The organism is Roseomonas genomospecies 6 (assembly GCF_008365375.1).
Lineage (GTDB): Bacteria > Pseudomonadota > Alphaproteobacteria > Azospirillales > Azospirillaceae > Azospirillum.
Genome location: NZ_QOKW01000036.1, coordinates 1 through 13155 on the forward strand (window position 1 = coordinate 1; position 13155 = coordinate 13155).

Consider the following 13155-nt stretch of genomic DNA (forward strand, 5'->3'; position numbering starts at 1 on the left):
CGCCGAGGCCGACGTCCCCGCCCAGGCAAAGGCCATCCTCGACCTCCGCGAACACTTCAAGGTCCGTCGCCACAGATCGATGCGGTGATTGCCCGGCCCGAGCCGAGGGTGCGCTCGCAACGCTTACGATGGACAGGAGGAGCAGCGCAGCGAAGTCGTGCGGGCGCTGCTCGCTGCCGGAATCGGGGTTCGCCGCCAGGGGGCGAGTGTCCGTGCCGCCTTCGATGGCTATCATTACGATCACTTCGTCCGCCTCGATTTTGACGGCACATCAGAGGAATGCCTCGCTGCCATCACGCAGGCGCTGACGGTTCTGTCGCCGGATCAAACAGGGCATCCACTGCCGGTTCGTCCCAGTATCGAAGCGCCCAATGTTGAGCGGCTGCTGGCCGATAAGGACTCTGAGCTTTCGGTACTGAAGGAGCAACTGAACCAGCAGCAGGCATCAGCGGCGCTCAGAGTCCAAGTCCTTGAACGGCTACTGGCTGCGGCGAAGTCCGAACGAGACGAGTGGGCAGCCCACTTCCAAGACCTTCAACCATCTGGATTGCTGCGTGCTGGTGATCGGCTGGCTGAGGAGAAGATCGCCGCGCTCGAAGCGGAGCTTGCCGCTCTTCAGCAGGACCATGAGAGTTTTGTCACCTATGCGAATGAGCTCGAACGCGATGCGGCGCTGCATCTCCAGACGGAGGTGGAGGCACGACGGGCGCATGAGCGTCGAGCGGAGGCTCTGAATATGGAGCTTCAGGCGCTGCGCGCGTTGGGTGTTGATCGTAGGGTGGGGAGGGTGACGGGCGACGCGGAGGACATCCTGAAGGACCTGCTTCACGCCACGTTCCCAAGGCTGGGGTTCGATGACGACAGCTACAATGAAATCTTGGTCCGGTTTCCGCGACGCGCGCCATTGTTCGAGGCGCTGCGCAAGCTCGACCAAAATGACGACCTTCCCGTTCACGTTCTCAGCGGCTTCCCGACCGTTCGAAAGGTCAAGGTTCATATCCGGACCGGTGATCCTTCGGCTCCCAACATGGGGCGGATCTATTTGAGGGAGGGGCTGCCTGGAAAAGCCTTCACCGTCTTCGTGCGCCGCAAGACGGACAAGGCAGAACAGAATAGAGCCATCCGGAACATTGCGAGCGTCGATCTGACCGTTGCGTGCGGTTTCGATGAATGAATTTGATTGATTGGTCTGTGTCCAAAGCATCAACGGCTGGAGGTTGGACCTGGAGTGGAGCGCGATGAAAGGTGCGATCATTGGTGACATCGTAGGCAGCGTCTACGAGTGGGACAACATCAAGACGAAGGACTTCCCGCTGTTTGTCGAGGATGGGAGCTTTACGGACGACACCGTGTGCACGGTGGCGCTGGCCCATTGCATTATGGATTGGGGAGACCCGGTGGCGTATCTGCGGCGCTGGGGAAGGCGCTACCCCGATGCGGGTTATGGCGGGAGTTTCGGTCGCTGGCTTTGGGCTGAGGAGCCGGAACCCTACGACAGCTTCGGGAACGGTGCCGCCATGCGGGTGTCTCCGTGTGCTTGGCTTGCGCCGAACAATCGCGAGGCGCGGTCCCTCGCACGCGCGGTGACCCGCGTCACGCACAACCACCCCGAAGGAATGCGCGGCGCGCAAGCAGTGACCGATGCCATTTGGCTCGCCCGGCGCGGTGCTGGCTGCGATACCATCCGTGCTCGTGTCTCCGAGCGGTACAGATATGATCTCTCGCCCAGCGTGGGCGACATCCGTCTCGGCTATTCGTACGATATCACCTGCCAAGGCACCGTGCCCCCGGCTATCATCTGTGCGCTTGAAGCAAATGATTTTGAAGATGCAATCCGCAACGCTGTGAGCATTGGCGGGGACAGCGATACGCTTGCTGCCATCTCGGGGAGTATAGCTGAGGCAATGTTCGGCATTCCCGATGCACTCTGGATCAAGGCTGCGGAGTATTTGCCGGAGGACATACGGGCGGTAGTGGCTAGATTCGAGGGAAGCGTGGTGATGTAGATCGTGGGCCGCTTCTGCGACTGGTATGTGGGATGCAGCTGATTCCTGCTGAATTGAATAGCAATGAGGCTCAGCACGAGGGAGTATTAGGAGGTCATCCCGTACTTTGCCTTCCCCCGCGAGGTGCAGCGTATCCTTTACACAACAATTTCCATTGAGGCCCTCAACTCGAAGCTGCGTCGGGCGGTGCGCGCCAGGGGCATTTCCCCAATGACAAGGCCGCGCTGAAGCTCCTATTTCTCGTCTTGAACCGCGCTGAAAAAGACTGGAAGATGCCGCCGCGGGAGTGGACGGCCGCAAAGGCACAGATGGTCGTCATCTTCGGAGAGCGCTTCGCAAAGGCGATGAACGCCTGATACTCAACACGCCCCGCCAAGCACGAAACTCCTGACACTCCCCAGCTACGCCGAGACCGCACGCCGACGATCTACACCCCGGCGTCATACTCCTCTGCCATTAGCACGCAGGGAAGGTCGGCGACCACCCCCAGTGAGGGGAGTTGACCATCGAGTTGCAAAGCTGACCACCATGAAGGAGCCAGCCGTGATCGACCGCGAGAACGTCAACGCTCAGCCTTTCACCCGGACGCGCCGCCACGTACTGCTGCCGCATCGAGGCAAGCTGGTGTGGCAGTTTAGGCCTAAGCCGCGCGCTTTCACGCGCTGGGCATGGCATGGCTGCGGTCGCCGTTACCTGCGCACCTACTCGGTGACCCTGCGAGGGCCGTGCTACCTCGAAATCAACCGTTACAGATAGGAGGGCTTCGGCTCTACACACGGGCGACTTAGCTAGCGTGCCTTGCTCTGTCTAAATTTTCAGGCGCAAGTACCAAGGAGAAAATGGCGGTTGACATTGTAGACGACGCCTCTGAGCGATGCTTGAGACCGTTGCATGAGGTCGGAGCGGGCGGATAGAGCCTCGCCTCACCTTGCCAGACGCGCTCGACACCGCCAACGCTGCTCTCGATACAGCACAGGCGGCGGATGTCGCCTATTGCGGCTTAATCTACGCATCTGACATTGCCATTCATGCGGCCACAGTGTTTTCCATGACGGAATGAACAGTTCTGGATCACGGCGGAACGGACCTGCCCGCACCGATAGACGCTGGCGGGTTGCGCCATCCGACTAAGCGTGGTCGCATTCTCGATGAGCCAACGACGCTGACGCGGAGCATGATGAATGAGTGTGACGGATCGCCCCACCTCGGGATCGTTGCGCCCGCTGCTCTACCTCGACATTGATGGTACCCTCCTCCGTCGCCGGACAGCCATTGCTGGTCTTCGAGACGCTTACGAGGTCGATCCGGACACGCACGGGTTCCTTACGTGGGCGGTGGAGTATTTTGACTGCCGGTGGCTGTCCACGCGCACGCATGCTGGAAACGCAGACGGCGCACGCCGCGCTTTTCGCCATGCGCTCGGCGTCTCAACGCTGCCTGAGGATTGGGCAGGTGTGCTCGGGCCGATCGCTGCGGTGCCTTGGGCGGTTTCAAAAGTCAAAGCAATCGACCTGAATCATCCGGCCGGATGGTTCTGGATCGACGATGCTCCCGGCGCGGCGGACGTCGCCGCTCTGTCCGCCTTGAACGTCGAGGGACTCCTGATCCGCATCAACGATCGCGACCAGAGGCCCCTGATGCGCGTCAAGGCCGCTCTCGTGCATGGTTGCGCGCGAGGACCATCCGTGCTGCCGTGACAAGGGCCGATGCGACCAATGGCGCATACCCGCTCTCGCCATGGCCCTCCCGGCAGTGCTTCTGAGCGGCCCCAGCCCCGGTCACCTCTGGGGCGTTCGGTTTCCCATTTTGCTCATCCAACCGCGTGGTTCCTCCGGGCGTGGAGCAACGTGATGGGTCACACATCCGTTTGTGTCGAAGAGGATGGTCCGATCGTAGGTGTGACGCAGGGCGTAGCCAGTGACCGCGCCGAACGCCGTGACGTGGCCGTGGCATCTCTGGTGGTGCGCGCTCACTGACCGGCTGGCCCATGCGATGCGTTCGCTCAGAGTGGATTGCGCCACTTCGTCGGGAAGAACGATGCGCTTCAAAGCTTCATACGCAATGACCGCGACGAAGATCGGTTCCGGTATCTGGCGCTCGGTCTGCACGAGCACATGTTGACGGAAGGTGGCGCGGTCTCGCTCCTCCCGCTGGCGTGCGGCCTGCTCGCGCGTCGCCGCACGTTCTTTTTGCGTGGCGGCAAGCGCTTGTTCGACAGCCGCGTGTTCGATCCCAAGAGCGCTGGCGATCTTCGGCACCAGAGTGGGGTCGTCACCGGTGGAAAGCAGGTGATCCAGGCGGCGCAGCCCCTTGCTGATGTTGCTGTACCCCAGCCGTCGGGCAAGGTCGGCTCTGGACAGGTCAAGGCGGCGCATCTTGCTGACGATTAGGCGACCAACCGCGAAGCGGGTCGCACCCCATTCTGTTGGTTCCATCTCGACCATCGTGATCCCCTCCAACAACACAACAACCAATCCGTACAAACGGGTGTTTGGGCCTTAAGGGGAAAACGGATACCGGTCAGCTTTGCGAGAAACCACACGACTTTGACTGTACCCGGAGCCGCCGAAGCGGCTTGGCGAACGACATGAGCTGTGCGCGTAGAGGCGTCACTTTGGGCAAATAGCCTAATAGTTTACAAGTAAAAGAAAATGCCACCGGGTGCGCACGAGCGGAAACACTCCAATGTTCGGAAGCAAAAATATTCTTGAGGAAGAAAAAGCACTCTGTTGTCGGCGCGAATTTTTTGATTGATTTCTGGCGGTGCAGGCGTCATCTATGAATTATGAACATGTGGAAACATGTCGATGGGAACGGTGGAGCAATGATGTCAATGCGAGTGGTTGGTGAGGGTAAAGATGTTTGGTTTCATCTACGAAAATTTACACCGTTAGCCAATTTCCCCAACTGCGCCGACACGCCTCGTGGATGTCAGCGGGCGGCGATTTTGGGTGGCAAAAACATGAAGTTTGATTGATTGGTCGCGCTTGACCCTGTTCTCGGCGGCCACAGTCCCCTTCCAATGTCTGTTTTGGAACCTCGAAAGTGGACCAAATCACGTGCATCAATGCTGAAGCCCTTGCCGCTTCGGTGATGACCATGAGTGCTGCCCTGAAGAGAGAAGCCAGAAAACAGTTTCTCTCGGCATGGGCGGAAAATCCGCGTTTTTCTCAGAAGAGGAACAGCCTATGGAATGCATATCTGTTCGAAAATCTTGTTAACGAGCAGGCTGGTTGGCACATTTGCTTGGCTGAACGGCCCGACTATCAGGCTCGTCGCCATGTTCATGCCAGAAATCTTCTTGCAACCAGCGTTCATCCGTACAAGATCCAAGAGCGGTCGCCACTGTTTACCAATGGGATGCACATTCCAACGCAAAGCGCTGCTCTTTACGGATGTGACGAACGCGGCGGCCCGCGCTGGGGGCCGCCACCAAGCCAGCGCACCGCGAATATTGGATTCTTTATAGTAACCTTGGAGATCGATAAGGCCGATCGAGAATTCCTCGAAATTCAGCTATCCTGGCTTCGCTCACCTGATGGAAAGTCAGTAAACTCGCCCCTTGGTAAGCTGGTCAAGCGTCTGAGTCGCTTCTTGGATTTTCGGGGTGCAACTGCCGTATACGGTGGCAACAAGAGTATTCATCTTCACTTCGTTTTCGACACCCGGCATCTATCATCGGCTCTGTGCCAGGGAAACCGGCTGCTGGAGGAACGGTGGCAAGGTGATGTACCCGAGGCGCTGCTCCGCACCCTGTATGAGCAAGCTTGGCTCAGGGTGGTCGGCGAGTTCAAGCAGGTGATTTCTTGCACGGAGCCGTTTGATCCACAGTTGAAGCGGTACGAACAGCTTCGGCGGACTCCGTGGGGAATTCGCCTCGCCCCGGAGGGCCACCTTCTCGGCGTCGAACCCGGCACTCCAGTTCCTCAGTTGGTACTTTTCGAGTGGTTGATTACGCGCGCGCCTAACGGCGCTACGGGGTGGTTCATCCATCCCGATCACTGTGCATCCATCGAGCCGCCACTGCCCACCACACCGCGCGCGCGACGCGCGCCGGACGAGGCAAGCGCCAGCCTCGACTCGGATGCGGTGCTCGACGGCCTTCGTACCTACTGTCGCAACATCTGGAACCAGGACTATCCAGAACCAGTGTTGGTCACCAACATCGACGGCGAACCGGCGGCCTACTTCAGGAACAATCCGGGCGATGTCCACCCTTCCACTGTGGTGAGGGGTGATTACCGAAAACTGATGATCCAGGGGAGAAACGATTTTCACCGAGCATTCCTGTTACCTCAAGGATTGGGCGACACGCTCCGCATAATCACCGGGGATATGGCACCGTCGAGCCCAAGTCCGCTCCCGGCAATGAAAGTGTCCGATGGCGCAAACTGGCTGGAACGCAAGTTCGCTTGCGCCGCCAGGGACGCAGACGGCGCTCGAAAGGCTCTTGGGCAGGCACTCTTGCTCGCCGCGCGACGCCAGCAGATCACACTCATAAAGTCGGTCGAGGGGATCGGGAAAACGTCCGCATTGATGGCGGAGCTTCCGCACATCCGCCTTGACATGTGGTTTGACGATGCCCAGGCCAACCAGTGGAGAGAGTGTAACCAGCTTCCAACCTATCCGCCTCCGGCTCGCCTCAGCGGATTCGCAGCGTTCTCATTCGGCTCTTACGAGCAGGCCGAAGCAAAGCGACGGGAGTTCAACAAGCTGCACAGCCGTCGGGTCCGCGTGGTGTTGAATCGTCCCGCAAGGGCCTCATTGGGCAGCGGCGCGTGTTCGACACGTGACGCCCAGCTAGATAGGGCGACCTTCACCAGCGACGTCGATGCGCACCCTCAGACGAGAGGTCCGCGTTCCTTTCGCCTGTCATCTGATGCGCGCAGCAAGTTAAGGTTTCCAGAGCGTACGCTGCCTTTTGATCGCGCGTTGTTCAAGGGAAAGGTGCTTCGGTCCGTTCGTAAGCTGTATGAGGTTGTATGTGCGGAGCTTGGTGAAGAACTGCTGACATACAAAGACATCGCCTGCGCTGGCTTGCCGTCTTTTCTGCCTGCTGTGGAGCATCTGCAACCGCACGTGTACGCCCGTATGTGTGAACACCGGGACGCATTTTGGGGAGTTGGGGCAAACGGTGAACCGCGTGACTTCGACCCCCTTCGCACGGTCCTCTTCATGGTGCACGACGTCACACGGCGTTGGGGCGATCAGACGTCCGCACGATTGTGGTGGCATCCCCACTACGAGCGACTCCGCCATGACGCCAGCAAACGTGACCAGATCAGGAACGAGATGATGATCTCCGACGTTGTCTACGACGAGGTGACCGTCCGCGACCTCGTGCTGATCCACGGCAAAGGGGCGGTGGAGTGGTGTAAGGAGATCAAAAAGAGCGTGGCCGATTGGGACAGCGCCAAGCTCCCCGAACGCTACGCCGCCTATGCACGAGCCGCAGGAGCCGTCGATAACCCCCCATCGTTCAGACACGTTCAAGACGTCATAGGGGCCAAGTACAGGAAGCGCGATCTTCGTGAAGTGGATACGACCTTCGCCCCGTTCGGGCGGGACAACACCGCCCAGGGCCTCTACACGGGGCAGCAGGGACGGAAGTACTATCTGCGCCCGCACCGTTGGTGGGACAGCTTGGGCGCTCGGGTGGTGTTCCTGACGACGGAGCAACTGCCCACGGACCTCTTCTCCAGCATCGGCAGAATGGACCATGATCGGCGCATGGAGAAGTACGAAGCAGAGAGCAGGAAGGCCGTACAAACTGGGAGTGCGTCACCGCTTCCTCCCCACCCGCGCTTCAAAGCTTATTCGTTCGATCAGACCGGGGCCTTTCTACGCGAACATATTCCGCTCGTGCTCGATCTACGCGCCGCTAAGGATCAGGAGGGAAAGCCGAAGCTTAGCGCCCTGATAGAGGAACTTCGCGCGAAGCGCAGCGATGTCTTTGTCATCACCGACAATGCAGGGAATAGTACGGACATCTGCCCTCACAAAACAGCGCGTGGGCGCAATGATCTCGCCGATCGCATGATCGTAAGCATCTTCACGTACATCGGAGGCAGTCAGTATGCGGAGCTTTGCCTGATTGGCAAGGAGTTCTCGCTGCCCGACATCATCAGAACGTATTACCGGGACGTTCTGTTTCAGGACATCGGTCGGAACATGGGATTTCGGCGCTCACAACTCGACACGTCGGGGCATTGGGTGATCATGCACCCTCGTCTGTTCGACAATCTGGGCGGGGCGAAGCTGTGGGAGGACGAACGGTACGAGCTGTGGCAGCGTGCGGCGATCACGCTGTGACGCGACGACAGGCGGAGGAGGCGGCTGGCTGGGCGTCTCCTTCGCTCCGTTCGGATCGGGCGTGTTCATCGCGCGCTGGTGGCGGGATCGGGACCGGAAGCGGCGAGAGAGGCGAGGGGGAGGAATCGGGTCTTACTGATCCCCAAAGCGGGAAATCGGAAGGCACCCCCAACTTATCCGCATCGCTAATAATATAGTGAGCCATGTTGGAATCATGGGGGTCACCAACCCTCCCTGTCCACACCCTTCGCCGCCGACGCCGACCACCTCACGTAAACCAGAGCGGTCGGCGCGATCCTCCAGGTGGATGGCATCGCCGATTCGCTCCTACGAGTCCATCACCATCGCTCAGGTGACGGAGGCGACCTCCTTGACGCGCAACCCGGCTTTGGTGGAGAGCAGGAACATGACGGTGTCGCGCTAAAGATTCCGGCTGGCGGCGAGGTGGGTAAGGACCGTTCGGGTCTGAACCTGGGTGAGCACTTTCGCCTGCTTGCCAGCCATGTTCTCTCACAGCAAAGTTGATCCTGGGGCGGAGAAGTAGTGTGAGCTTTCGACTTGGTAAGAAGGCGAGGCGAGCCGAAGTGTTGGAAATCCTCGGCTCACAATTTTCCGAGAATTCTTTGTAAGATGCACTCGAAAGTGGGAAATCTTTTCTTCGCGACACGGCAACTGGCCGCTGTTGCGCTAGTCTTGGGTTGGGCATTGTCGAGCGGGTTCAGATAAGTCCAAACCAAGCTAAAAACCAGGTAAATTTTACTGTCTGGCCTTGCCCCATGGAATCGGTCTCAGGGAATGATAAAACACGCGCTCTATCGAACCAGGCCCTTGGCATTGCCATTGTCTCAAGTCCGGGACCATCTCACCTCTCATGGTCTGACACCGAAAAGTCAGCGTCAGACTATGAGGTGAGGTGCATGCCTATGCTGACGCCGGAATCACAACTGAGTCGGCTGCATGAGGCCCCGGAACAAGTCCGGCAGGCACCACGGCGGCAGCCCCCAGGAAGTGCTTTTCCTGATCATCAAAAAAGATGTGCGCCCCCAAGGCCTTGAGAATGGGTGCCTTTTCATGAGAACCCACGAAATGGGCCTCGTCAGCAGGAGTACCCCATGCACGGAAGGTGTGGATCACGCGGGCATGCGCCGGGGCGTTTCGCGCCGTGACAATGGCAATCCTAACCCGGCTTGAACCGTCCGGCCGCTTCGCCTGCTCCCTGAGTTTGGCGAGCTTGTGGAGGAAGTTGCCGAAAGGCCCGCGCTCCATCGGAACTTGTGCGTTCTGACGTTCGTGATCAAGGAACCCGGCCAAGCCCTTCTCCTTGTAGATGGTGTCCGACTCTGGGCTAAAGACCACAGCGTCGCCGTCCAGCGCGACGCGCACTTCGTCCATAGGGTCTTCGGTTTGCTCCAGCGGGGCCGGGCCAAGCTTCGCGGCTGCGGTACCAGCGTGGACGGCGTCCCTCACGTCGGCGTCATTGTTGGAGAGGAACAGGTCGATGTTCCACGCGGCGATGAAAGGCGCAACTGACCTGCCGCTGGTGAAGCTGCCTCGACTGATGCCAAGCTGGTAATGTTCAGCCGAATGAAACGCTCTCAATGACAAGTCAGGAGAGTTCTGAGAGAGGAGTAGAACGTCAACGAGCCGCTTTCCTCCTTCTGGGTTCAAGGCCAGCAGCCTCTTCACCACCTCGAATGCGGCACCAGGTTTCAAGGCAATGTTTTCGCGCTCCAACTGAAGAGCCGCGTATGCTTCAACGCCTTGCTCCACGAAAACCTTATGTTCTTCCTCAAGATTGAACAAGGCGCGGGTAGAGACGCCTACAATGAGCGGAGAGTCGGGCACGAGCACTATTCCCTTGTGTTTGATGCGCTGTGGCGCAAGTGGGCGGAGGAGGCGAACAGCATACCTTTCGGCGCGCCCATGCAAGATCGCATGTTGGATGTCGTGACGCCCCGAAGGACTTTCGAGTAGCAATGGCCGATGTGGCTACCGTCTGTTCTGAGCCTCCCGCTCGATAGGGCGAGGGAACTGCCCAAGCCAAAGTGACTCGCACAGTACCCCTCGATGTACCTGCCCTACCTGCTCCGTCTACCCCGCTGTCCGATTCAGTCGCTTATGCTGGTTCCAGGTTGAACGCAGCCGGTCCCGTGATGGGCGGCTGTTCATGGCTGCGAACGAGGCCATCCAGCGTTACCGATGCGGTGATCACGTCATGTGGGATCAGCATGTAGCGCCACGGCTTCTTTCCGGTGATCCGAGCGTGCTCATTGGAATAACCGACCCAGGTGCGGGCCGCCGTAGCCTTGGTGACTACGGTGGTGTCGGTCAGTTCGTTTCTCGCCTTAACCTCGCAGATGAGCTTTTCCGCCGTTGTCTCGACGATGAAGTCTGGTTCGTAACGCTGCCCCCGCCGGTAGTCGATCATAAACTGGCCCCGCCCAGGCTTAACCCACCGCACTACGCTGGCGGTGTCGTCGATCAATACGGCGAAGCGACGCTCATCATCCGACTGGAACTGCTGAATGGCGTAGCAGCATTTCTTGAATCCAACAAAGATGTGCCTGCGGGTATCTGACTTCGGGGTGACCGCCGTCCTGAAATCGAGAGGTGCCTGCCCAGCTGGCTGGCTGAAATTCTGTTTCTTGAGGACTTGGAAGCCCTTGTCCACCCGTGCCCGGTAGGTAGTCGGCGTCTCTTCGTAGTGTTCCATCATCTGCTGGTGCACGAACTCGCCCAGCTTCTTGGCGTGGCTGACGAGCACCCGCTCAATCTCCTCTCCATCCGTCAAGTAGGCTTGGAGCCGATCCGTGACCTGTCCGGCGAGCTTGTATAGGAGGTCAGCATGAGTGTCGTAGTCGATTTCCGGGTAGCCGATGAGTTCGGCGACGATGAAATCTTCCAGCCGTTCCTGCTTGGTGGCGCGCATCCGAACGGCGATAAAACTCTTCTTCTCCGTCCGTAGCTGCTGAACCATGATCTCGTCAGCTAGCGGCCGGTACGCGATGCTGTCGAGGTTTTTAAGATCGAAATCTCTGAATGTGAAACTGACGGCACCATCAGGGATCACGACGATCTCAGGAATCTCGATGGTGCCTGCCGCGACGTGTTCGGTAACCTTGGCGACGATCTTGGCGACATCCGGCGCGGGACCAGCCCCCAGGCCCTCAAGGACGCCCTGCACCGGCTTGGTCATCTCCGCCACCTTGGCGACGATCTCGGCCTGAACTTCGGGCTTGCTCAGGTCAGCGACGCCGCCGAGCTTGCGCTCCATACCCCTGATGACCTCAAGGGTGGCGCTGGCAACAGCGCGGTCCTCTGGCCGCTCCAGCACTGATGCGGCTTGCTCCCCGCCGCCCAACTGCTTCCCGGTCAGTTCGGCCTCCACGCGCGTTGGGGCCTCAACCAGCACCGCACCTTGAGGCGGCACGTCGCCACCGGGGCCGATCACCACAGCCTTCATCTGCACAACGGAGTCCGGCTTCTTGGCTGCCTCAATAATGGCCTCGAACCGGTCGTGGGCAATGATGGTAAGCCGGTCGATTGGCTCTACACCCGTCCGCTGCCCATACGGCAGGCGGAGGCCGCGCCCGAGCGTTTGCTCCGTCAGGATTTCGGAGGCGGAAGCGCGAAGCGGAACGATGGTGAAGAGGTTGGTTACGTCCCATCCCTCCTTCAGCTTGTTTACGTGAATGACAATCTCGGTTTTTGCGTCGTGTTCAAGCGCGAGAAGCCGCTCGGTTGCTTCATCGCTCTCGTCACCACGAAGCGCGCTGTCAACGCGGATGACCTTGTCCTTGTAGTACCCGCCGAAGAAACCATCGCTTTGGATCATCTCCCGCAATCTCTGCGCGTGATCCGTGTCCTGCGCGACGACCAGCATGAAGGGATGCACCTTGGGCTTGCCGGTATCGGCCGCGTACATCGCCAATTCGACACGCACCTGCTCATGGGCATGGATACCGTCTTCGAGCTTAATGCGCTCGATCTCCTCGTCCGAGTAGTCCTTCGGGTTGAAGTTCGCGCGCGTTGCTACCGCCGGTTCCTTGACGTAACCGTGTTCCATGGCCTCCCGCAGGCCGAAGCGGTAGATGACGTTCTTGAAGTCAACCGAGCGCGCGCCAACCGTCTTGGGCGTCGCGGTGAGTTCGAGGCCGAGCACCGGCCTGAGGTCTGCGACCGCCTTGAAGCCCGCTTTCGCGCGATATCGATGCGCTTCGTCCATCAACAGCACGAGGTCTGGAAGCCCCGCGAGGTAGTCGAAGTAGCTTTCTCCAATGTACTCATGCAGCTTTTTGATTCGCCCCTGATCCTTGTTGATTTTATCAACGTTGAACACGTTAATGATCGCACCACCGTTTCTCTGAGCCGCTTGGATCAGCAGAGCGGACTGATCCCACGTATCCCCCGTCACGACCACGGGCTGGTTCGTAACGAATTCAGCAATGCCCTTGAAGACGTACTTCGGCGTGCCCGGCGTGAAGTCGGCGACCAGCTTTTCGTAGATCGTGGTGTTTGGGGCGAGCACGAAGAAGTTCTTCGAGTAACCCATCTGGTAAAGGTAAGTGATGAACGCGCCCATCAGGCGCGTCTTGCCAACGCCGGTCGCGAGAGCGAAACATAACGACAGGAAGTCTCGTTCGAAATCTTCCACACTCGGGTACGCTGCCTTCATGAGCGTAAGCGCAGCAGCCACATCGCCGTCCTTCGCGAGCGGTACGTCCTCAAGGACATTAGCAAGAATACGAAGAGACTCTTCCTGTGGGAGGCGAAGGCTCATGCGACCCGCAATGTCACGGCGTGTCCGTTCGCCGTTTTTTACCCGTTCCTGCATGGG

At 59.2% G+C, this 13155-nt stretch carries 7 protein-coding genes and 1 pseudogene; 5 read left to right on the plus strand and 3 right to left on the minus strand.

Features of this window, described 5'->3' with window-relative positions; translation table 11 throughout:
* Positions 1 to 157 precede the first annotated feature (157 nt).
* The 4 genes and pseudogenes from DS843_RS27495 (at position 158) to DS843_RS27510 (ending at position 3703) form a co-directional block, all read left to right on the plus strand.
* Complete coding sequence (locus DS843_RS27495; RefSeq protein WP_149472016.1) at positions 158 to 1174, plus strand: hypothetical protein; 1017 nt, start codon at positions 158 to 160, stop codon at positions 1172 to 1174.
* A gap of 64 nt (positions 1175 to 1238) precedes the next feature.
* Positions 1239 to 2006 carry an ADP-ribosylglycohydrolase family protein gene (locus DS843_RS27500; RefSeq protein ID WP_149472017.1) on the plus strand — a complete coding sequence of 256 codons (768 nt, stop codon included), beginning with the start codon at positions 1239 to 1241 and terminating at the stop codon, positions 2004 to 2006.
* Positions 2007 to 2096: 90 nt separating this feature from the next.
* Positions 2097 to 2362 (plus strand): annotated as a pseudogene (locus DS843_RS27505) (transposase); the annotation flags it as partial.
* Between the two features lie 825 nt (positions 2363 to 3187).
* Positions 3188 to 3703, plus strand: coding sequence for a hypothetical protein (locus tag DS843_RS27510; protein WP_149472018.1), 516 nt, complete (start codon positions 3188 to 3190; stop codon positions 3701 to 3703).
* An 81-nt stretch (positions 3704 to 3784) separates the two neighbouring features.
* Here DS843_RS27510 and DS843_RS27515 read toward each other — a convergent pair whose 3' ends face one another.
* Entirely contained in the window at positions 3785 to 4450 is a 666-nt protein-coding gene (locus DS843_RS27515) for a hypothetical protein (protein WP_149472019.1), read from the minus strand.
* A gap of 601 nt (positions 4451 to 5051) precedes the next feature.
* Between DS843_RS27515 and DS843_RS27520 the strand changes: the two genes are divergently transcribed.
* Positions 5052 to 8318 (plus strand): hypothetical protein, encoded by a 3267-nt coding sequence (locus tag DS843_RS27520; RefSeq protein ID WP_149472020.1) that lies wholly within the window; start codon positions 5052 to 5054, stop codon positions 8316 to 8318.
* Positions 8319 to 9239: 921 nt separating this feature from the next.
* On the opposite strand, the gene DS843_RS27525 is transcribed toward DS843_RS27520, so the two are convergent.
* A complete protein-coding gene (locus DS843_RS27525) occupies positions 9240 to 10163 on the minus strand; it encodes a 5'-nucleotidase (protein ID WP_208852341.1) in 924 nt (307 codons plus the stop codon).
* Positions 10164 to 10434: 271 nt separating this feature from the next.
* On the minus strand, positions 10435 to 13152 hold the full coding sequence (locus DS843_RS27530) for a DEAD/DEAH box helicase (protein WP_149472021.1): 2718 nt from the start codon (positions 13150 to 13152) through the stop codon (positions 10435 to 10437).
* Positions 13153 to 13155: the final 3 nt, after the last annotated feature.